Source organism: bacterium, from assembly GCA_037128595.1.
Taxonomy (GTDB): Bacteria; Verrucomicrobiota; Kiritimatiellia; order CAIKKV01; family CAITUY01; genus JAABPW01.
Genome location: JBAXWB010000022.1, coordinates 65,192 through 88,342, shown reverse-complemented (window position 1 = coordinate 88,342; position 23,151 = coordinate 65,192). Strand labels below are relative to the sequence as shown.

Sequence of the window (23,151 nt, the reverse complement as noted above, 5' to 3'; positions counted from 1 at the left end):
AAAGCAGATCAGTTAACAATGGAAAAGTGTCAAACGGAAATCAGGACGTGACAGAGAATTTGATTGATTCCAGTCTTGCAGACGCTGGCGCCCATGTGCTTGTCGCAGTGTCAGGCGGGGCGGATTCCGTGGCGTTGCTCCATGCGCTGCACGCGCTGGCGGAACGCCAGCGGTGGCAGTTGACGGTGGCGCATCTCGAACATGGCATCCGGGGGAAGGACTCCCGGGACGATGCCGCCTTTGTCCGGGCGCTGGCCGGGCGCCTGAACCTTCCCTGTGTGGTCGGGCGGGCGAAGGTGCCGCAACTGGCGCGGCAGCAGGGGGTGTCGCTGGAAATGGCGGCCCGTGAGGCCCGTTATGCGTTTCTGGTGCGGACCGCCCGCCGGGTGGGCGCGAGCCTGATGGCGACGGCGCATACGGCGAATGATCAGGTTGAAACGATCCTGTTGAAATTTCTGCGCGGGGCGGGGCGGGGGGGGCTTTCCGGAATGGCACCCGAAGCGGTGGTGTCCGGGATCCGGGTCATCCGCCCTTTACTGGCGGTCACCCGGGCTCAAATCGAGGCATATTTACGGGCCGGGAAATACGCCTGGCGCGAAGATGAAACCAATACCGATCCCGCCTTTCTGCGGAACCGCGTCCGGCATGAATTACTCCCTCTCCTGGAACGGGACTACAATCCGGGCATTCGCCAGACCTTACAGCGCACCCAGGCCGTATTGGCGGCTGAAGACGAATGGTTGGATGATCTGGCGCGAAAGATTCTTGAGGAATGCCGGGATACAGGGTGGATCGCGACGTCCCCGGCGCGATCAAACGCCGGGAGGGACCCCGGCGTCCACTCGGAGGATGAGAAGACGATTTCGAGGCGGTTACTAGGTTCCCATCCCCTGGCCGCCCGGCGGCGGGTGATCCGGTTATGGCTTTTCGGGCAGGGGGTGCCGGAAGAGGGGTTGGCCTTTGATGCCGTGTCGCGGGTAGATCGTTTGCTCGGGCGTTCGGCGGGAAGCGGAACCGTGGAGCTGACTGGGGGCTGGAACGTTCGGCGGCACTATGACGATCTGCGAGTGGAATCACCTGAAAAGGCCAGTACGCAACCGGTGAGAGTAAAGTTGAAGGCTCCTGGGAAGACCGTGATTCCTGGCTGGGGGCTCACCATCACCGTCACGCAGGGACCGGGATTAGTTAAAGAGAAGGGCGGGGAGCCGGGCACTCTGCCGGCCCGGGCAACGCTGAATGCCGCCGTTTGGGCGAAGAGGGGACTGTGGGTCCGCAGCTGGAAACCTGGCGACCGGATGATTCCGTTCGGGATGACAGGCTCCCAGAAAATCCAGGATATTCTGGTGAATGCGAAAATTCCGCGGTCTGTGCGGCAACGGGTCCCGGTGGTGGAGTGTGAGGGGGAGATTATCTGGATTCCCGGCTACCGGATTGCGGCACGCTGGGCCGTGGCCAATGCCGGGGATAGGAATCTGCAATTGGCGGTGACGGGAAAGCATAATCCGCTTGTGCTGGAACGGGGGCGTCGCTAGTATCACGCTTCATTTTAGAAATCAAAAAAGGAGTACATATGCGTGCAATGAACTGGATGATGGGGCTGTTGATCGTCGGGTTGACTGTGTTGACGGTTCAGGCGGGCGAGGAGTTCTATCTGGTCAAGATCAAGGGGCTCGACAAGCAGATGGAAGTGCAGTCGATGTCCGCTACGGATTACAAGGCCCTCGAGGCGGCAGTTAAGCTTGAACAGAAAATATTTCCCGAGGCGGTAACGGAGGCGGGAAAGGAATGGCGTGCGGATGAGCTGAATAAAAAGACGCCCTTCGCCGGCAATAAACTCTCTCCCCGTTCCATTGTGAGTGCGGCCAAATATGCCTCGTCAGAAAAAGCGTCCGAAGCCTTGTCGAAGTACGAGGATCAGCAGGCGAAAAAAGAGGAACGTGAATTTAAGAAGAAGGTGGCGGTGAAGTCCAAGGAGCAGGTCAAACAGGAGTCTGACCTGATGAGTGCCGCGACACTGGTCAAAACCAAGCTGGACGCCAAGGTTGCCAAGGCGGCTCCTGCTGAAGTCAAAGGGGCGGCCGCAGGCGTCGAAGCGCCCGGTGGGGCCAAGGTGAATGCCGCGGTTGAAAAGGCCGCTAAATAACGGTTCTCACCTCAACACCCCTCTTTCAAGCTGGAGACGTCATGATGGGATTAGCACTCTGGACGTTGATGCAGGAGGGGGGGCGGTTCGACTCCGTCAGTTTCCTGGTACGGGTGGCCCTGCTGGTCGCCACCTATGCCGGATTTTCGCTGGCACAGCGGTTTTGGATCCGCCACCGCTTGCTTCGCACGGTCAGCATCCCCCTGAATGTCCTGGTGCTGGTGTTGCTTCTCCTTTTTTTCCTGGGCCCGATCCTCAGCCAGTGTAATCCCCTGGTCCTGGATGCGATGCTCGCCGCCGCGATCTTTTTCGGGATCTCCCTCGGCCTCAAGACGGCGGACGTTTTCCTGTTTGACCTGATGGCGGAGTGGCGCAAACGCCCCCAAGTCCCGCTGTTGCTGCGGGACATCGGGCGTTGGGTCCTGTCGTTACTGGCGCTGATCCTGATCATCCGCGGGTTTTTTCCGGGAGTGAATCTGGATGTGTTTGCCATGTCCTCCCTGGTGGTCGGTTACATCGTCGGGAATGCCACCCAGGATACGCTGGGCAACCTGATTGCCGGTCTGGCGCTGAATACCGAGCGGCCCTTCCAGATCGGGGACTGGGTGACGATCAGCGGCAATACGGGCCGGGTGGTGGATACGACCTGGCGTGCGACGCGCTTGCGGACCAAGGCAGAAGATTACATCATCATTCCCAATGCCTCCATTGCACGTGACGCGATTGTCAATTATTCCCGACCAACGACGCACCATGGCTGTTTTTTGCCGATCGGGGTGGATTATGAGAGCCCGCCCAATGCGGTGCGGAGCGCTATCCTGAGCGTGTTGGCGGATGTCCCCGAGGTGTTGCAAGATCCGCTTCCGATGGTCTATTTGACGGGGTATGGTGATTTTTCGATGAATTTCACCATTAAATTTTTCATCGCAGATTATTCAAGGATGGACCCCATTCAGAGTACGGTGATGGATCGGCTCTGGTATGTGTTCAAGCGCGAAGGCATTGGCATTCCCTATCCCATCCAGGATGTCCGGATCAGCAACCGGCTCTCCACGGAGCGACACGCCCTGGATGCCAGCCGGAATGCGGTCAGGGATCTGGTGAAGCGTGTGGAGTTGTTTCAATCCTTGTCTGAAGCCGAGTGCGAGCGGCTGGTGTCGTCAGTGGCAACCGTCCCCTATGCTTCAGGCGAAGCCCTTTGTCATCAGGGCGAGGCTGGCGGGGCCTTTTATGTGATCCGGTCCGGCACAGTGAGCGTCTCCATTCGCGGGGTGGACGGGGTATTGAAGGAAGTCGCCCGGCTGAAGGAAGGTCAGTTTTTCGGCGAAATGGCTTTGTTAACCGGCGAGCCGCGCGCGGCCACGGTGGTCGCGGAAGGCGACGTCGAGGTGGTGCGCGTGTCGAAGCCGGCGTTTGCCAGCCTGTTGCAGGCGGATGCCGAACTGGCGGGTAAACTGGCAGGGGTCCTCGAAAAGCGTGTGGCCGCGCGCCATGCCCTGTTGGCCGCCTCCTCTCCCGGAATCCCGGCTCCGGACAACCGGTCGATGCTGACCGCCCGGATTCGCCGGTTCTTCGGGCTGGTGTAGGACTTGCCGACTGTTATTAGACGCTGTCCGAAAAAGATTGGGTTTGGAGGAAGCAGCCCTGAAAGGGCTGAATTTTTATAGCCAGGGGTGAAGCCCCTGGACATGATGATGTGAAAAATCAAACAGAACCCTGAAAGGGCTCAACCCTTACAGGGTTGATGGGGATGATGGGTGTGCGCATAACCCAAGGGTTTCGCCCTTGGCTGTGGAGTTTCTCCCTTTCAGGGAGAAAAGCGCAAATCAACAAACCATTTCGAGTAAGCGCTAATTAAGCCTGGTTGGTTCAGGATTTGTAGGGGAGAATACAGTGTTGAACAGAAGCACGCAAAGAACACGAAGGGGTGAGTGTTTTCCACCGGAGGCGGGCAGGAAAATGTCTTTTCGTGCTCTTCTGTTCACGTTTTTTTTCTCCATGGCTTTCAGCCTTCAGGCGGAAAGTGCGTTAAGTCAGGCTTCCCAACAAGGTGTTTTCCAGATTGCCGGTGCGACCGCCTCGCTCATTCAGTCCAGTCAGGCGTGGCAGTTGCGGTTTTTCCTGCCTCCGGGTGCGGCCGCGGGGATCTGGGCCAAGTATACCGGAACGGATGGCCTTCCTTCCCGGGCGAATGAGTTGCACTATACGTATGAGCTTGCCGCCGATGCCCCGGTCCCGTTGCGTGTCAGCTGGGAAATCAAGGGTGCCTCAGGGGTTCAGACCCTTCCCCTGGTATTGCGGGCACGACGGGGACAGGGAGACCTGCTTTTGGATGCCACCCGTATCGGTCCCTGGACGGAGACGGTTCTGGTGGTGGCCCATCCCGGCGGAACGGCGCCACTGGCCGGTGGCCTGGTGATGAACGCGGAACTGGTGGCCTGGGCACCCTGGCGTCTGGCCCTGGCGAGTCCCTCGGGGCGCTGGCTTGGATTATTGGCGGCGGCATTTCTGGCGGCAGCCCTCACCGGACTGACCGCACGCCGTTTCCCGGCCGGTGGGCCGGCCAGGGGCTGGTTGCGCGATCTCATTTTCGGGTTCGCCTGTGTCTTGGCGGCGGGGTCCGTATTCGCCATTTTTGCGACGGCCAACACGGGGCCCGGCCGGAGTCCCTGGACGCCGATGGGGGTGGCGCTGGCGGGAGCCTGGATGGCCGCCCTGTTCACCCGGCTCTGGGCCCGGCGCGCACCTACGCCCTGGGAGACGTTTCAACATGCCTGGATTCCCGGGGTATTGACCCTGGCGGCGGGCGAGGTGGCGATCTGGACCGCTGTCCCGCAGTGGGGGGAGCTCGGCCAGATCACCCGGTTGAGTGCCGTGATCTTCTGGTTGATGTATCATGGGGCCAATGTGCGCCGCCTGCTGACAACCCAGCATCCGGTGGATGCCGTGATGGGCTTGCGGCTGATTTTAATTCCCTTTCTCTTCGGGATTCTGCTGCTCCTGCCCAATCGCGACCTGATGTTGCAGGCGGGGTCGCTGGTGTTGCCGGGGACATGGGGCGGAGTGGAAGTCCGGATCCTGGTCGCCCGCATGGTGACCCTGATGGTGTTCAACCTGGCTGCAGCCCTGGCCTGCCGGCGCCGGGCGAACGGGGCGGGGTGGTGGGTCCGCCTGTGGGGCGCGCGCGTCACCCGGGTGCTGGTGGTCTCCGCGTGGGCGGTGGCCGTTTCTCCCCTGATAGCGGATATGGGGTCAGGGTTGTATGACCTTCCCCTGTGGATGCAACCGCTGGTAGCCATTGGAGCGGCCATGCTTTCCCAAGGGCTCTTATGGGCGGAGGCGTATCTGTTGACGGGGATGCTGCTGGATGCCATGCATCGCCGGAAACTGAAAGGGCCCGCCCTGATCGGCTATGCCCACAAAGGGTTCTTTAACGGGTTGGTATTCAGCGGGTGGTTGATGGGGATTCTGAACCTGAGCCAATGGGTGGCGGCCTCGTCCTTCTGGCAGCAGGCCTATGCCGCTGCGCCGCTCTTGTCCTGGGCCTGCCTGGGGGCACTGCTGTTTCCCTTCGTCAAGACGCTCATCGAGAGCTTTGACGGGAGCCCTTCATTTGCCCGGCGCTTGGGCCGGAATTACTGCCGGCCCGCCCTGATGTTGCGCGGGGCGGTGACCGGGCTGTTTATTTCCTGGGCCTGGAGTCATCAGTTCACCGGGTTGAGCCTGCCGGACCGGGCCGGCCTGGGTTTCGTGGCGGGGGTCGTGATATATGCCGGCATGAGTATCGTGAGTGATGCATTCTACGCGGGAACCGGGCGCGGGGGCATGGCCGGGTTGCGGCTGTATGGCGTGGAGGCGGTGCTGGGCGGGTTGGTGGGGGCGGCGCTGGGCTTTTATTTCGATCCGGTTCAGACCCCGGTGGTGGCGGCGAAACTGGCCCTGTATTGTGGTTACGGCATGCCGCCCGCCCCGTACGATGTGTATCCGCTCCTGAGCCGGTGGGGTTTCCTGAGTCTGGGCGACTATACGGGCGGGGCCCGGTTGTTATGGAACGAAGCCCTGGCCGGGGTGATCTCCTGGGGGGTGGCGGCCTGGTTGTTTGCGATCAACCGGTCCTTCCTGATGGCCCTGTTTCAGCGCGAGTGGGCGCCGGTGCGGCGTCTGGCGTCGCGTGATGGCCTGGCGGAACTGGCGGATGGCACGATCTTTGTCCTGCGCTGGGGGTTGTGGATGGCGCCCGTTATTTTTACCTTCCTGCGCCAGATGTCGGTTCCCACCTGGTATAATCAGGATGGCGCCATCCGCACGCTCTTTTGTATGGCGCAAACCGGCCTGCTGAATGGCGCCGCCTTCGAGGCTTGGAGCCTGAAGGTGTTCATGTGGGTTTTGGCCTATGATGCCTTCCGGGTCTTGATCTGGCTGGATCACATGGGCCTGAGGGTGGCGACCCTGGTGAATCTCAGTTTCCTCGGCATGGACCGGCTGGATGAGCGGGTGGCCCGCTTCCTGGGGCCCCATGCCGCCGCCCGCTTCATTCCCGAGGGGATCAAGCGGTTTACCACCTGGGCCCCGCTGTTGCTCCCGTTTTATATTCCCGCCGGCGCGGCCTGGGATCAAGTTTGGGACCAGTCGAAAGCCCTGCAGTTATCCACCACTCCCTGGATTGAGAAACTCTGGGCGCAATCGCCGGGCAACGGGGTGATCGAGGCGGGCCTGCTGCTGGCGGCGGTCGTGGCGTTGGCGACCGGATTCCGTATTTTGCGCAAACGGGGCGAACTGCCGCCCACCATTCCCGAGCTGGATAACAACGTCTATGCGTTTTCCCTTCAGCCCGGCGGGGCCCCCTGTGCGGAGTATCTCCCCCAGCGGGCAGATGTCCACCGTCGCTCCTATGAAGGGCATGATCCGGCGGGACGCGCCCTCTTTTTAGTGGAGGAGCAGGCTGACGGAACCGGCACCCATCCGGCCTGGCCGGTGCTGGGCAACTTCCCCGCGGAGCTCGGGCCGCAGCCGGAGGTGTTGGACGAGGGGGATGACCTCCGGTTCCGGCATCGCCAGCATGGACTTGACACGGAGATGGTCGTCACGCTGCCAGACGAGACCCTGCCGCTGGAGGCCTGGACGGTGACGGTTCGTAACCCGGGGGGCAAGGCCCGTTCCGTGTGTCTGGTCCCCTATGTCGAGTGGTCACTGAACAGTATGGATGCCGATCGCGGGCATACCCAGTACAACCGCCTGTTTCCGGAAATGTCGTATGTCCCCGGGTTGAATGCGGTCGTGGCGTTGCACCATACCAGCAAGTTGGCCGGGTTCCTGGCGGCAGATCGTGCCCCGGCGGGGATTCATGTGGCGCGGGTGGAATTTATCGGGCGGGCCGGTTCGTTGTGGGCTCCGGAAGCCTTGCGCGAAATGAAATGGCGCCCCCCTGAGGCCCTGGCCTCGTGCCCCATGTTTGATGGGATTGCGAGCCTGGCGCTGCGGCTGGACCTGCCCGCCGGCGGGGAAGTGAGCGTGCGTTTGTGGGTGGGGTGTGCCGCTTCGCTGGAAGCCGCCGAGACCTTGATCAAGGCGTGCGCTTCGCCCGCCGTGTTAGCTTCAGGTGGCGCGGGGTGTCCCGTCACGCCAACGACCGATAAGTCTGCTGCCGGACTGCTCATCGGCCATGGCCGTCCGCCACCGGACTGGGCGCCCCCCTATGCCCGCTTTGAGGAAGGTGGCCGCGTGATGCGGGTGCTCACTCCCTTTACCCCGCGGCCCTTTGATCACACCATGGCCAATGCCCTGGGCCATGTGCTGGCCGTGACCCAGCGTGGCTTGCATTCCTCATCGAGTGTGAATTCGCAGCAGAACCGGTTGACGCCCGACTGGGCCGACACGACCACCCGGGAGGTGCCAGGCGAAGCGATTTACCTGTATGACTGCGATCACCGGCAATGGGTCTCGCCGACTTTCGAGCCGTTACGGGCCTCCGGTGCGGTCTATGAGACGGAGTTCCGGACCGATGGGACGGCGGTCTTTCATATGAGGCAGGGAACGCTGGCGAGTGAGCTGACGGTATTTGTTCCGCCGGATGAGCCGCTTGGTGTCTATTGCCTGAAACTCCGCAACGAGGGAGATCAGGTCCGGCGCTTTTATTGTGCGCCGTATTTCCAGATGACGCTGGCGGCGCAACCGGAGCATTCCGGGACGTTGCTGCGCCATCCCTCGTCGACGGGGCATGGGTGGCTGTTTGAGAATCCCCGCAATACCTTCCGCACCGGGCCGGCCTTTGTGGCGGTGTCCCTCAAGCCCGAGGCGAGTACCACCCGGCGGGGTGAATTTTTCGGGGCGGGGCGGACGGTGGCGCATCCGGCCTGGGTGGAAGGCGGGGCGGCGCCCGCGGATCTTCATGACCCGCAGGCGGTGGCCGCCTTCCGGATTGCGGTGGAGATTCCCCCTCATGCGGAACGTGAGGTGGTGGTGGTGCTGGGCCAGACGGGGACTCAAGCGGAGGCGGAACACCTCATCGCGCGTTATCTGGAGGTCGGGCATGCGGCCGGTCAGCTGGCCGCCACCCGCCGCTGGTGGAACGGGTTTATGGGGACGCTGGACGTGGAGACGTCCGATCCGGCCGTGGACGGGTATTTGTACTGGCTGCGCTATCAGGCGCTCGCCGAACGCATCTGGGCCCGTAAAGGCTTCTATCAGGCCAGTGGCGCGTTTGGATACCGGGATCAGTTGCAGGACTGCGTGAATCTGATCTGGGTTGATCCGGCCCTGGCCCGCCGTCAGATTCTGCTGCATGCCGCCCAGCAGTTTGTGGAGGGGGATACGGTCCACTGGTTCTTCCTGCAGCAGGATGGACGGACCAGTTTCTCGAGTCGCTCACATGCCTGCGATAACCTGTTATGGCTCGGCTGGGCGGTGGCGGAGTATGTCCGCATGACCGGGGATGAAACGCTGCTGGATGAGACGGTCCCGTATCTGGATGCCGAGATTCCCCTCCTGCCGCTGCCCGAGGGCAAGCAGGGGATGGGCTTTTTCCCGTTGCGATCCACCCGGGCGGATTCGGTGCTGGCTCATGTGAGGCGTGCGCTGGATCTGGTCCTGAAAAAACGCATGGGCCGGCATGGACTGCCACTGATGGGGACGGGCGATTGGAATGACGGGCTGGATGAAATCGGCAGTGAGGGACGTGGCGAAAGCGTGTGGATGGGCTTCTTTCTGTATTATATCCTGCGCGAGTTAATGCCGGTGCTGCAGCGGCGATGTCTCCCGCGCCATGCGGCCGCGTATCAGCAGCGCCTGGAGGCGCTGGGGGTGGCGATCAATGAAACCTGGCGGGAAGACCGGTATTTGCGGGCCATTCATGATGATGGGACCGAGATCGGGGTCAAGGGAAGCGGCATCTGGGAAGTGGATGCCCTGACGGCGGCCTGGGCGGTTTTTGCAGGGGTTGATAAAGAACGGGCGCGAATAGTGTTTGATACGGCGCTCCGGACGTTGGAACGGGAGCATGTGATCCTGCTCGGCTGGCCGGCGTTGAATGAACAGACCAAGCCCTATCTGGGCAGGAGTTGCAAGTATCCCGAAGGCGTGCGCGAAAACGGGATGTACTGCCATGGGGTGCAGTGGATGGTCGGGGCCGCCCGGCATCTGGCGGAGGAGCGGGCGGAAGCGGGCGATCCGGTTGCGGCCGCCACCTACCGTGAAACGGCCATCCGGCTATGGCGCAAGATCTCGGCGTTGGATCATACGACCCCCGACCAGATTGAGCGCTATGGCGGACAGCCGAATAAACAGCCGGCGGATTTGTTGACCACGTTTGATTCCGGACGGATGATCTGGAATGGCTATACCGGTGCCGCCGCCTGGATGTTCAGGCAGGCCCTCGAGGGGGTCGTGGGAGTCAAACTGGAAGGCAACCAGATGAAGTTGCCCGCTGACCTGGCGGACCCCCGCGGTGGCCTGCGGGTGCACAAGATCTCGCGTGATTTGACGAACAGTCCATTCAGAAAAATGGAGGGCGCCGCTCCGTCGGCGCCGGGAATAGGATAAGGTTTTGACAGAGCAAAACCCTCCATATGCATCGTAACCTTAACATCATAATGGCTGGCCTGGCGCTTCTGGCCACGGTGGTTGCCGGTGGCGAACCAGTCGCGTCTCCGTTTTATCTCCCGTCCATCCCTCCTCAGCATGTCCACATGCGACAGTTGGTGGAGAATGCGCTGGGCTATATCAAGCCCGGGCAGGGGCTGTTTGACGAGGCCTCCGGTTATCCGGTGGAGGGCTGGAATGATCGCAATGGCCTTCAGTTGAGGGGATTTACCCAGCTCACGACGATTGGAGAATGGATTGAATTGTTAGCCCACATCGCGGCGGGGATGGCCGATCAGCCCTATGTGTCACGCCTGGAAGCGATGGGCGAACTGGACCGGGTCAGCCGGTGTCTGGTTCAGGATCAGGCCGATCCGCTGCTGAGTGCGCAGGGGTTGCTTTGTAATTTTATCGGGTTCGATCACGGCCGGCGGGTCGCCCCGTTAGGCGCGGATGCGTACCGGAAGGATTTTATCGAGGCGTATGGGGAGCCGGAGGGGCTGGCCGTATGGCGTGCGCTCGAACAGGCCGGATGGGTGCGGCCCCTGGCCAATGGGGAGCAGGGCGAGATCCTGCGCGGCGCGGGCTATGGCTATGGCCAGGCGGGCTTCCAGGGTGCCCTGGCCCCCTATGCCTCGCATGAGGGCCAGATCAAGCTGATGACGATTATCGACCGGCGCGTGGTGCAGGTGGTCTTCGGGGACAATGCCAATCTCAGCGCCTCCGTCGCCAAGGCCATAGGACTGTTGTTGAGTCCGGACATTACACCATCTAATCCAGGACGGCTCGGCGAGACGCCTCGCCCTACCGGAATAGCGGAAACTTCAAGAGGTGGGGCGAAGCGTCCCGCTGAGCCGTTGGGTCCGCAGGCGGCCCTTATCAGGGCGCGGTTGGAGGGATTCCTTGAGGCCCAGCAGGCCGGGTATCGCACGCTCTATGATGCGAAACGCGGTCTCTTCCGGTTCGGCTGGAATGCCACCCATCAACAATATCTGGGATGGGCGGATGGGGCGGGGGTCTGGCAGGCCGCCTATGCCGACTATTTTGTCAACGAGTTCAGGGGCCCCATGGCCTTTGTGGTGGTGCGTTTCGGATTTCCTGATGACCCCTTGCGGTATCAGAACTTTAAAATCAAATCACGGCTCATGACCACGGGCCGGGAATGCTTTACCCTGGGGGTGTGGGAGGGATCGGCCTTTCAGGCGCTCGGGCTTTCCCTGTTCATGGGGGAACGCCGGAATCCCAGTTGGCGGGCCAGTCTTGAAAATGCGGTGCGGATCAATCTGGACTATTCGCGTGCGTATCATCTGCCGGGATTTCTGTCAGAGGCCTATAGCGGGAAGGGATATCAGTACAGCGGCAAAATAGGCGTGCCGGACCTGGCGGTGGTCAGTGATGTCCGGATCACCAATGCCCCCTCAATCTACACGCTGGGGGTGGCCTACAGTATCCTGCCGGATGACGTGGAACGATTCCTCCGTGATCATTGGTCCTGTGTTTCAGCACTGTTTACCGCGCATGGTCCCTGGGAGGGGATCCACATGGCCACGCAGTTGCCGATCCGGTGTCAGACGGCGGTTCATGTGATGTCGCTGATCCTGGGCGGACTTGGGCAGAGTGATGACGCCATGGCGCGTTACCTTGACCAGCGCGGGGTGGCGGGGGCATTGCGTTTGATTTATCCCGACGGGAAGCCGGCCGATCTGCTGGTGCCGGGCAGCCGGACGGTGGTCTGGTCGCCGGATGGAAGTTCGCTGGCGTTGGACCGCGGGTGGCGTGGCTGGCGGTTGACCGGGAAAAAGGTGCGACAGGCGGCGGTGACGTGGCTGTTCGATCAGCCCTCAGGGGGGCTGGCCTTGTCCGGGGGTGAGTTGCGGCTCCGCTACCGCAATCGCGGCCCCGTTCTAAAGGCGGTGATCAGTTTGGAGCGGCCGGATTCAGAAGGACGTGCGGTATCGCAGGAGATCATGGTGAAGTTTCATCACACCCGCTTCCTGGCGCAGGAGCTCCGGATTCCGCTTCCCGCCACTCCGGGGTTATTGGATGTAAAAAAAGTGACACTGTGGTTGGGTTCCGATGAAGTCCGGAAAGTCGATTTAGTCGTGTCGGGTTTTAAATTTCTGGAGTAACGGTTCAGGTAGCCGACCAGGAGGGCTGCCGCCTCATTGCAACAATCAATCCCTATATACTTCATCGTGTGAGCCGATGTCCAGGAGGGTGATTTCGTGCTCAGTCAGTACGATAATAAGGACAATGCGGTAGGCGTAGGTTAGGCTGATGGCGTGTTTGTCCGTGTGCTGGCCTTTCAGTCGATGTAACCGGAGCCGTGAGGCATGGGGGTCAGCCTCAAGCTGTTTCAGGACGTCTTCAAAAAGGCCGGTGAGATCGGGATGTCGGCGGAGGAATTTACGTGCTGTTCGCGAGAATGTTTCTGTCCAGACCAGGGTGAAGTTAGCCATGGGGGGTTCCGGTTGGTTTTAGTTTTTGGAGCGCAATTCCTTCATCAATAAGGCGGCCGAGCCACGCCGAACCCGGCCCGCTTTCAAATCATTTTCGGAAGCGGCCAACCGTGCTTCAGCCAGATCAGTCAACATTTCCTGATAAGTGGCTTCGGACATAACGACATAGGCAGGGTGATTGCTTTTGATGAGATGGACCGGTCCGTTCGCCAGCCCCTCATCCACCGCCGAAATTCCCCGTCTTTTGATTTCCTGTACCGCAATCATGGTCATAATGAGTACTCCTTATTGCATCTGATATAGCACTATCATCATGGGTTGCCAGCATCCTGTCAAGTTTCGATCTTTCCGCCATATCCCCGCTTGTAAAACGACTGATTGTTTAACATGTTAGTAATCAGTGAGTTGCATAAAAGTCTCATCATGAGACTTTTCGCAACTCTATCTGTGGAATAGGAACGTCGATTTAGCCCTGTCGAAATTTAGATTTTACCAGTGTGGCCATCCTTTGCGATCCTTGCCGTTCTGATGGTTGCTCCTCCTGTCCGACTTTTCAGTCAGAAATACCAGTAGTACGGTGAGGATTCCAGTCATTACGAAAGCGATTCCCAAGACGAAACCAATGTTCGATTTGTGGAGGAATGAAGCCCACATCATAAACAGGATGCCTGCACCGATCAGTATTCCTACGAGCACTTTTTCGCCAGATCTGTAGAACCAATGTTTGAATCCCATTCATACCCCCGACAAATCGAACTTTATTTATTTTAAGGCATCACCACTACAACTGGACTGTCCATGAATATGCTATCGGATTGCGTAACATGTTCCTTGCCGATCAAAGGCCGTGGTTCTGATATTGTATGCGGGCGAGGTACCTTCGAAATGAATCCATCCGATGTTTTCGCACCATGCAGAGCCATTAAAGGACCCGGTGTCGGTGTTGATGGCCACCTGGCCGTGGGTCGAGTGGAAGTTGACCCACCCGAAGTGTTTACTCCATGCATAACCTGACAGATTGCCCGTCTGGTCCATGTTCACACCCCAGTCAGTCGCGCCGGTATTGGCGTAAGGCCCCGTTCCTGCACCGAGTTTCAGCCAGCCGGTATTCTCCGTCCACATGTACCCGGCGAGGTATCCGTTGACTCCGTTCGGTATTACCGTCACCCCGCCGTGCGTCGGCGAGGCATTCACCCATCCCGCATGGCTCGACCAGGCGTATTGGTTGGTGGAGTCGATGTTGGCGGCCATGGTTTCTGCGCAGACAAAACTAATCACAAGAACCGACAATCCCATAAATCGAGCGATCATATTGCCCCTCTCTACTCAAGTTTAAACCATCAAAATACCGGACAATCCCTATTGGCCACCACGGACGGGCCAGACGTAAGACGTAGAAACCGTCTTAACGTTGCCACCTGCAATGCCGAAGTTCAGGTGCATGTCCCAGGCGTTGGCCGTATTATCCGAACGCGTAGTACTCGACCAATAGTAAGATGACTGAACGCCGGTGAACGGCGACAAACTCGACCACTGTCCATACCCCGATGTGTTGCACAACGCGGGGCTGCTTCGGCGGTAGTCAATCAGACTCAGCAGTTCCCGTATATTGGGTAACCGCCAGGCGCCCGCCACTGACCCATCGGTCAGCCCATGCGCACCGTTAGCCAGCGTGGCACAGTCTGTTAACGCCTGAGCCCAAGTTTGCCCTCCAAACGCATTGGCATCCTTCAGCCAGATGAGACCGGTCAGATTGTCTGTTACCGTGCCATCGCCGATGTCCGTAAACCGCGGACTTGGCCATGCCACACCTCTCTTCAGATCCCCGTCATCTCCCGCTGCATACGAGGTCGTTTGCGCGGTTTTCGCCACCTGTGCAATCTTGGCCGTTCCCGTCAGTTCGGTTCCGTCCACCCACGCCTTCTTGCCGGGGAGAATATCCCCCGCCACGGCATCGCCGCTACTCGTGTTGACAACGTTTACGTTACCTGCAACGCCAAAGAGGGTGATTCCTGATTTGATGTTGGCACTCACCAGATCGATGTCCACTGCCACAAGAGTTGTTACCCCGTAATAGCCCGCACCTACCGTACCGTTATTCGCAGAAAGCGTCTGAGAAGCCATTGTGCCGGTGACCAGGGAACCATTCACGTAGGCTTTCTTGGGCGAGAGAATATCGGCGGCCGTCGCTGGTGTGCCGGATGCTGTATCCACCACTGATGACTTGCCTGCAACGCCAAAGAGGGTGATTCCTGATTTGATGTTGGCAGTCACCAGGCCTGCATCGCCCCCCACACTGCCGGCGCCATTGTGGTATCCCTGCGGAATTGTCTGCGCGCTGGTACTCGGCGTGATCGTGACGGCGCCATTATTGGCCATTGTGCCGGTGTTCGTGCCCCATGCACTGGCGTTCAGCCCCCAATACGTTTTGCCGATGAGTACCTGGCCAGCCCCGGCGGCATCCGCATTTGTGGTCGGGGCCTTGCTCATGATTTGATTGAGTGTATGGCCGGTGCTACCGGGCCCGGCGACGGGCCCGGCATACACACTCTGTGTACCATCCACGCCGGCATCTAATCGGTTGTATAAGTCTTCAAGCGTGTACATGGCGCTACCAGGGTCAGTAGGCGCCGCAGGGGAGTCCAAAACTCCAGCGTGAGAAAATGAAAAACCGAATACGGCAAACGCGGCGAGGATCATTTCCAATTTACCGCGATTGTGCCGTTTTAGGCCCGCATCCAAGGATAGACCTTCAGGCCGAAGTGGTGTGACTTTAATCATTTCTGCGATCTCCTTTGGCAGCAAGTGGATGTGCTTATACATAGGGGCTCTTTCTGATGAGCAGTATATCCCCTCCCACCGGCCGCTTCTAGCGGCGCAACTGGGTATATTATGGGTATGGGGTGCGGGAAACCTTCTGCCGGTTTAGGACGATCGCTACCGTAGAGTGGCGGTGCGCAGGTCCAGTTACAGGAGCCGAGCGTCCGTATCAGCCCTCAGCAGCCCCGCCTCACCGGCTTTCTGCACGGCATCCGCACGCCCGTGGGCATGCAGTTTGCCGTAGATGCGCTTGATGTGCGTGTGAACCGTGTGGCCGCTCAATCCCAGCGCCCCCGCGATCTCCTTGTAGAGGCGGCCTTCCGCCACGAGATCCAGCACGGCACGTTCGCGCGGCGTCAACGCATGGTCGTCCACGCCAACCGGGTGAAATTCGCGAATAACCTGGCGGGCGATGGCTGGGCTCATCGGCGAGCCTCCCTGCGCCAGTTCGCGTAACGACGCCACCAGCAACTGGGGGGCATCGCCTTTCAGGATGTAGCCGTAGGCTCCCGCCTTAAGTGCGGCAAACACCGTGGTCCGGTCTTCGCAGATCGTGAAGGCCATCGGAATCACCGCCGGATAGAGTGCCCGTACCCGGCGGATCAGCTCCACGCCGGATATGCCCGGCAGGTCGATGTCCGCCAGCAGGATGTCAATATCACCCCACGTACCTTGCGCCAGGGCTTCCTCCGCCGAGGTGTAGGTGCCCAGTATCAGGATGTCCGGCTCGCGCGCCAGCCGTATGGCCAGCGATTTAAGCAACGTGGCATTGTCTTCAACGAGGCAGAGATTCATTGGCGACACTCTTGCAGAAAGTGCGCGGTCAGTTCAAGCGTCTCATCTGGGTAGTTTATGGGGATGGGGATCAGAAACCGGCACCGGGTTCCGTTCCCTCCGGAAAGGCTCATCTCGCCCCCCAGTTCGGCGGCCCGCTTGCGTAAATTGGCCAGTCCGTGCCCCAGTCGGACTGCCGCCGGATCAAACCCCTGCCCGTTGTCCTGAACCACCGCTTCGAAGCCCTGCTCCGAAAAACGCAGGCGCAATTCCAGCCGGCTGGCCCCGGCATGCTTGACGGCGTTCGTGATCGCCTCCTTGATCATACGGAACATTGACATGCCTGCTAGTAACGATAGGGGCGTTTCCGGCACAGGCCCCTCGACAGTAGACTCAAATTCCATTAACCGGCCCGCGCACGAAGCCTGCCCGGAGTTGCGGACATCCAGCAGCCAGTCGGACCAGACGAGTTCCCGATGCTCCATCGCGTTCATCAGGCTGCGGATCTCGGCGTTGCCATCGATGGCCAGCGTTTCGATCTTCTCGAGCGCGTCGTCCTTCGCCGCCGTCTCAGTCTCCTGCAACCCCAGATTGGCTAGCAGGCTGATGTTGATGGCAATTCCCCCCAGTCCGTCGTGCATGTCGCGCAGGAGGCACTTTTGTTGCTCCACGATCCGGGCGTCTGCCCGGACGCGCTCCAGCTCCATCCGGTCCAGTTCGGCCTGATGCCGCAGGGTCATGTCCCGCCACACGTGGAGCCGGCCCACCCGTTCGTTGCCGCCGTCTGCCGTAATGTCCAGCCGGTTAACCTCATACCAGTGCGGTTGGCCTCTGATATCCGCCTTCAGCATGCCCGACGTTTCATCCAACGATTCCCTCCACGGCACAGGCAACGTGTCGGCTGGCTGTTTGGCGCAGACGGACAGGGTGCGCCCAACGGCATGCTCGCAGGCTTGATTCATATCCACGATCCACCCGCGCGCATCGGTCACCAGCACCAGATCCGGAAGGTGGTCCAGCAGGATACCCCGGGCCAGAGGCACGATATCCAACGCGCGATTGCGCAACACCACCCAGGCCAGAATACTGATGGAAAACGCTAGTGAAAAGGGCGCAAGGTTGATGTTGGCCACCGGGGTTTTGCCGAACGAATATCCAATGCTTATAAGCAGTGGCACAAAAAGCCCGAGGATCAGCAGGGTGAGATTTTGCCGGCGAACGCCGCGGGAGCGCGGCCACGCAACCAGCAACAAGCCAAAGGCGAACAGTGCCAGCAGTTGATTATACAGCAGGTAAAAACAATACCAAGGCCCCTGGGAAAAGTTCAAGATGCCTACCGAGCCGATGGCCTGAATTTGCATGTCGAACAGAAATAGATGGTGAAAGGGCGCGGTGACGGCCATGAGCATGGTGACCATATTGAGGGCGGCAAAGGTCCGCCAGAACGCCAGGGGAATCCAGGCACCAAGGTTGAACAGCCCGCACGTCATCAACAGCCATAACATAGGCACCCAGGCCAGGAAGAGAAAACGCCCCAGCCGCAGGGCCACCTTAACGTCGCGCGCAGGGAGGATTAATTCCAGATAATAGGTGATCGCCCAGATCATGCTGCAGACTAGCATCAACATGAAGTAGCGGGTGGTCGTGGTGCGCGGGCGTGACCACGCATAGCCCAGCAATACCATGTAGGCCAGGCTGATCAACAGCAAGATGTGCGCGGCGTAGGTCATGTGACATGAAATCGTTTGAGGGACACCACTTGCGCGGTTCTACAGGGGACTGCAGGTAACATCGTAAATATTTCAAAAAATAGCAGGACCGGTGGGGAATGTCCAGAACATCACTGAGCTCCTAAGCTGCAGGAGAATATGGTCCGGTTCCATCGACACCCTCTTCCGGGGGCATGAGTAGCGCCCTCCATTGAAGAGTCCGCCGTTCCATTCCAAGTTAGCGGAGGATCTTCCTGAGCACCGGTTCGATACTGTCGGCCATCCGGAAAAAGCCGAGGTCGGTCGGGTGGACGTTATCCACCGTACATTCCCAGTAGTCTTTGCCGAGCAAGGGAGCGCCATCGAGAAAGTGGATGTTTGGGTCGCCCGCCTGTTGCATTTTTCTCACGAGGGTTCGCTGCATGCGGTTGCATTTTTTGCGGTCACGCGACTTGCCCGGATCCCCCGCCAGGGCTTCCTGACCAAACCGGATTTTGGAAATCACCAGAATAGGGGCGGTTTTGTGAGTCGCGCGGAGAATGGCGATGAATTCGGGAAGCGTGGTGGCGAACCTGTCGAAAGTCACGCAGTTCGCTTCGTAATCCAATATCAGTATGGCCGGGTTTTTGATTAACGCCATGTTGCGGGCCACGTCCGGTTCGCCTTTTCCGCTTCCGGAGAAACCCAGATTGATAAACGGGATATTGAGGCGGCGGCTCAGGATATTGGTGTAGCAGGAACCGGGACGTGACGCGCACCCGCCCTGGGTAATGGAGGTGCCATACACCACCACAGGCCGGTTCTGCCGATAGGCCGGTGGCGCTTCAATCTTGGCGTCCGCCTGCAGGCCGATTCGGATGGCATTGACGCCTTTATACAGGGGGAAATTGATCGTGAAGGTGCGGCGCTTGCGCTGGCTGCAGTTGAAAAGTTCGCAGGTGAATTCGGTGGCGCCGATGGCAAAGCGGGAGACGGAATAAAAGATCTCTTTTCCGGGTTCACCGACATATAGATCGAATCCGCTCATCCCCGTCTGGGCCATATGGTCCATTGCGCCTGCATCACGCAAGGTGACTTTCAGGCTGATTTTTGCACTATCCGTACGGAACTTGATCTGTCCCCCTGCCGTACACCAGGCCAGCCCGTCCACCCCGGCCGGGAGTGGAGATGGCGGTGTGACCGGGAACCGGCGATAGACCTGGTCCTGATCAAACCAGTGAAAGCCTGCCAATTTAAACGGGCGCTCATAAGGCAAGTGCCATATCAGGCCATTCTCATCGGCTTTCTTGACCTCCATGTTTTGGTCGAACTTACTGATGTCCAAGGTTGGCTTTTTTTTGCTGATCATGATTGGCGCTCCATATAAAAATTCCTTTTCAAAACCTGCTTAGACCCCGGGCGGCGGTGGCCAGTTGGGCGGCAATGTCGGGCTGGACGGTGCCGGTTACATCCACCTCGGTGCAAACGCCCGTCGGGGTGATGCCAAGCAACGTGAGATGCAGGGGCGCCGGCCTTTTAAGCTCCGTGTCAAAACGGGGGATGCGCTCGAGTGAATGGGCCACAGGCTTGAACAGGGCGTCCCGGTAGACCGCCAGTTGCAGGGCATAGCGGTCAGCCAGTTCCCTGGCGGTATGGGCGGAGAATTTATAGTCCAGAATGTGCCAGGCGCCGGCCTTGAAATAGAGTAGATCCACTTTGCCATCCACAATGACCTCTGTTTCTTCATGGTCAAAACGGGCCACGAAAGGCATTTCCCGGATCAGGTTCTCCGGCGCAACCCCTTCAAGCAAACGGGTGATCGTGACGGCCGCCTTTGTAACCGAACCGATGACGCTGACCTGCTCGGCCGGGGTGAGCTCCGCCAGTCCGGGTGCCTGGGAAACCTGACGCTCCAAAGGAACGTGGGAGTGGTAATCCAGGGTCTCGAGAATCTGATGGGCCAGGGTGCCGAGCTGGGCTTTAGTGAAAGCGGGCGCGACGTCGTGTTCAGGCGGGGGGGCGGCTTCAGGTCCCTCGTCCCGGTTATCCATGGCTTTATGCGTGACGTTGACGGTCACCAATTGGAGGGGGCTGGTGGGGCGTACAAGGGCGGTAACGGGGAAGCGGTATTGGATGCTTCCTGTACGGGGAGCCGGGAATGCCGGTCCCCGCGTCAATTGGGCGGGCGTCACCAGCGGTTGGTCCGGCGGGGGGGCGCCCAGGGCCAGCCACGCCGACTCAATCTCGCCATAGGGGCGCAGGCGAACCAGTTCAGGCTTGAAATCACAGGACAGGAGATGCTGGTTGATCCAGGACCGCCACGTCTCGTCGCTGTTGAGGTTGGGATTCTCAGAGGAGAAAATCAGGAGATCTCGCGCCCGGGTGGCAGCCACATAAAATAACCGGCGTGACTCTTCATTGCGGGCCATCTTGTTCCGTTCGAGCTCCTCGGCATAGCCCTCGGCATCCACCTGTTCTTCAAGCGTGTCGTCCTCATTGTAGAACTTCAACCGGGCCGTGAGCGCGGAAGGGGCCTGTTCGTCGCCATGAATCACATGGATCCAACTGGAGTCATTGCGCGGGATGCGACGCAGGTCCGGAACAATGACAACGGGACTGGAGAGGCCTTTGGCGGCATGAACGGTGTTGATGCGAACCGAGTCGTCGTCGGGATCCAGTACGGCGGCGTCAGGTGCTTCGCGGCCATGGGTGATCTCGCTGGCGAGCCGGCTGGCGGTGGCCTGTAGATCGAGGTTTTCGGAACGCTCCAGATCCTGGACCCAGGACAGGAGCTTCTGGAGGTTAGCCAGGCGTTGCACCCCGTGGAAGGTTCCCGCGAGGATGGCATCATAGCCGGTCAGGTGTGTAGCCTCCCGTACCAGATCCACGGCGCTCACGCGGCCTGCCAGGCCGCAGAGGCGGCGCAGGAGTGACGCGGTCCTGAGGAAGGCGGTGCCATCGGAGGGGGAGGTGCGGACGGCCAGGTCGTTCGCGATGAGGGCGGCGGCATCCGGCTCCGCGGTGACGATCCCGCGCAGGGATGGGTCGGCGGGGGATGAGGAGAGCACCGCCACCGCGTTATCTGACAGGGCACAGAAGGGGGAGCGCAGGAGGGCGAGGAGCGACTGGCGGTCCAGCGGAAAGGCCAGCCAGGCCAGGAGGTTGGATACGTCCTGAACTTCCTGGCGCATGAAAAAGCCGCGGCCGGCGCCATCCGTGGTGAAGGGGATATTCTCTTCCTGGAGGGCCTGCTCATAAAGACTCTGCCGGTTGGTGGCCCGTAATAAAATCAGGATGTCGCGGAACCGGTAGGGCTGGCCCTGGGGCGTGATCCAGGTTTGGGTGGCCGAATCCCAGACCCGGGGCGGATGCCACTCGCCCTGGCGGGTCTGGGTAGTGAGCAGGCGGATCCGTCGGGCGATCGCGCGGGCTTCAAGGGCTTGAGCGTGTTCTGAAAGCCCTGCCACCTGAGCCCAGTCGGTGGCGGCGCTGGTGGATGATTCAGCGGCCAGCTTCCCGATGTCCCGTTTCGTGATCGTGATCCGGATGCGGGCGTCACTGCTGGCTTCGCCGGATTTCGATGGTTTGCCCGGCACCGGGATCTGGTCCTTGGGGGAGGGGCGTATCTCCCAGTCCGGGAACAGGCATTCAACGGCCGGACCGGTGCTGGACCGGGCGGCCGGGCAGGAGAGCAACTCCTCGTTTTCGCCATAGAGGTCGGTGCCCATGACCACGCCGGCAAAGATATCATTCACCCAGTCCAGAATGCCCTGCTGACTGCGATAGCTGGTGCGGAGCGGGATCGGATTGAGTTTCAGGGTGGCCCCCAGCTTGTCGAGTCCATCGGGATCGGCACCGCGCCAGCTGTAAATGGTTTGCTTGGTGTCGCCGCACACCGCCACGGCCGCCTGGGAAGCGGCCTGGACCAGGAGGATCAATTCATTTTGGAGCCGGTTATTATCCTGGGCTTCATCGACGATGATGACGTCGGTGGCAGGAACGGCGCCGGGATTGCGCTGGATCAGGTCGCGGGCCCGGAAGAGCAGATCATCAAAATCAAGGACCCCCTGCTCGCTTTTGCGGGCATGGATGCCTCGTGCGCAATCCTGGGCCAGGGTGATAAAGGAGATTAAAAGCCGGCTCGCCTCCTTGCGTTGTGAGTAGGCGGCCAACGTGGCCAGGCTCGCCTGAACGGATTTGCGCAGCTCCTTGATGTCATCGTCTTTGCCCCAGTTTTTCTGGGTAAAAGGAACTAACCGGCCGGCGGCTTCAGACACGGACTCCGGCGTCGGCGAGTGGCCCAGCAGTTTGATTTCCTGGTGCAAGCCGCTGGCCATGGCTTTGATGCTGGCGCCACCGCCGGCACTGGCCTTGAGGTCGACCGGCTTGAGCAGGGCCGTCAAGTCGGTGAGCCGGGGTTCGGCGGGCGTGAGGACGAGGCTGGCCGGCGTGGCGTTTTCAAGATCGATTCCCCAGGTGGCGCATTGGGTAATGGTTTGAAGGGCGGCTTTGCTGATCTGGTCCACGCCGTGGCCTTCGCATAGTTTTTCAAGATCTGGAAGATAGGAGGCCGCTGAATAAACCGCTACGGACGGCGAGGCTGCCGTCCCTCCCAGTGGGGATACGCCTTTCTTTGCCTGATGACGGGAGGGGCCGCGGCCTCGCGGACCGTGCTCCGATCCCAGCGCCTTGCGCAAGGCCGACTGGGCGGCCTCGCTTCGCAGCACCGCGGCGTCCGCTTCCTCCAGCACTGTGAGGGTGGGTGACAGGCCCAGCTCCAGGGTATGGCGCGCCAGTATCTGCTGGGCGAAGGAGTGGATGGTTGAAATGGTGGCGCCTGAAAGACGGCGCAGCAGGCTCCAGCAGAAGGCCTCGTTGTCCGGGTCGCCGCCAGCGAGTTCCTTCTCAATGGCTTCGGTGACGCGCGACCGCATCTCTGCCGCGGCATTGCGGGTGAAGGTCAGCATCAGAATCCGGTCGGGCGGGATGCGCTGGCCTCCGTCAAAGATGGACCCGGCGGTCACGCCCGGCAGGGAGTGGTCGTCCGGCGGATAGGGGCGACCGAGCAGGAGCGCCTGGTAAAGGCTGACCACCTGATGGGTCTTCCCTGTTCCGGCAGACGCAATGAAGCGGATATTCTGGCAAGGCGTTGTCATGGTCAATCTCTTGCTAAAGCTTATGAATATTAATC

Annotated in this window: 13 protein-coding genes; 5 read left to right on the top strand and 8 right to left on the bottom strand. The window is 60.2% G+C overall.

Features of this window, described 5'->3' with window-relative positions:
* From tilS to WCS52_13725, 5 genes are all read left to right on the top strand, one after another.
* Positions 1–1,532 (top strand): tRNA lysidine(34) synthetase TilS (tilS, locus tag WCS52_13745; protein ID MEI6168242.1); only part of this gene is annotated, 1,532 nt, incomplete at its 5' end.
* A 38-nt stretch (positions 1,533–1,570) separates the two neighbouring features.
* Entirely contained in the window at positions 1,571–2,143 is a 573-nt protein-coding gene (locus WCS52_13740; GenBank protein MEI6168241.1) for a hypothetical protein, read from the top strand.
* A gap of 41 nt (positions 2,144–2,184) precedes the next feature.
* Positions 2,185–3,729, top strand: coding sequence for a mechanosensitive ion channel family protein (locus tag WCS52_13735; protein MEI6168240.1), 1,545 nt, complete (start codon positions 2,185–2,187; stop codon positions 3,727–3,729).
* Between the two features lie 373 nt (positions 3,730–4,102).
* Positions 4,103–10,180 carry a hypothetical protein gene (locus WCS52_13730; protein MEI6168239.1) on the top strand — a complete coding sequence of 2,026 codons (6,078 nt, stop codon included), beginning with the start codon at positions 4,103–4,105 and terminating at the stop codon, positions 10,178–10,180.
* A gap of 26 nt (positions 10,181–10,206) precedes the next feature.
* Complete coding sequence (locus tag WCS52_13725; protein ID MEI6168238.1) at positions 10,207–12,348, top strand: hypothetical protein; 2,142 nt, start codon at positions 10,207–10,209, stop codon at positions 12,346–12,348.
* A gap of 45 nt (positions 12,349–12,393) precedes the next feature.
* Here WCS52_13725 and WCS52_13720 read toward each other — a convergent pair whose 3' ends face one another.
* The 8 genes from WCS52_13720 to WCS52_13685 form a co-directional block, all read right to left on the bottom strand.
* Positions 12,394–12,678 (bottom strand): type II toxin-antitoxin system YafQ family toxin, encoded by a 285-nt coding sequence (locus tag WCS52_13720; protein MEI6168237.1) that lies wholly within the window; start codon positions 12,676–12,678, stop codon positions 12,394–12,396.
* An 18-nt stretch (positions 12,679–12,696) separates the two neighbouring features.
* Entirely contained in the window at positions 12,697–12,951 is a 255-nt protein-coding gene (locus WCS52_13715) for a prevent-host-death protein (protein ID MEI6168236.1), read from the bottom strand.
* A gap of 534 nt (positions 12,952–13,485) precedes the next feature.
* On the bottom strand, positions 13,486–13,989 hold the full coding sequence (locus WCS52_13710; protein ID MEI6168235.1) for a hypothetical protein: 504 nt from the start codon (positions 13,987–13,989) through the stop codon (positions 13,486–13,488).
* A 48-nt stretch (positions 13,990–14,037) separates the two neighbouring features.
* Positions 14,038–15,459 carry a DUF1566 domain-containing protein gene (locus WCS52_13705; GenBank protein ID MEI6168234.1) on the bottom strand — a complete coding sequence of 474 codons (1,422 nt, stop codon included), beginning with the start codon at positions 15,457–15,459 and terminating at the stop codon, positions 14,038–14,040.
* A gap of 186 nt (positions 15,460–15,645) precedes the next feature.
* Positions 15,646–16,293 carry a response regulator transcription factor gene (locus WCS52_13700; protein MEI6168233.1) on the bottom strand — a complete coding sequence of 216 codons (648 nt, stop codon included), beginning with the start codon at positions 16,291–16,293 and terminating at the stop codon, positions 15,646–15,648.
* Complete coding sequence (locus WCS52_13695) at positions 16,290–18,002, bottom strand: histidine kinase N-terminal 7TM domain-containing protein (GenBank protein MEI6168232.1); 1,713 nt, start codon at positions 18,000–18,002, stop codon at positions 16,290–16,292. Before WCS52_13695 ends, WCS52_13700 begins: the two co-directional genes overlap by 4 nt.
* 217 nt (positions 18,003–18,219) lie before the next feature.
* Positions 18,220–19,329, bottom strand: coding sequence for an SGNH/GDSL hydrolase family protein (locus WCS52_13690; protein ID MEI6168231.1), 1,110 nt, complete (start codon positions 19,327–19,329; stop codon positions 18,220–18,222).
* Positions 19,330–19,357: 28 nt separating this feature from the next.
* Complete coding sequence (locus WCS52_13685; GenBank protein ID MEI6168230.1) at positions 19,358–23,116, bottom strand: UvrD-helicase domain-containing protein; 3,759 nt, start codon at positions 23,114–23,116, stop codon at positions 19,358–19,360.
* Positions 23,117–23,151: the final 35 nt, after the last annotated feature.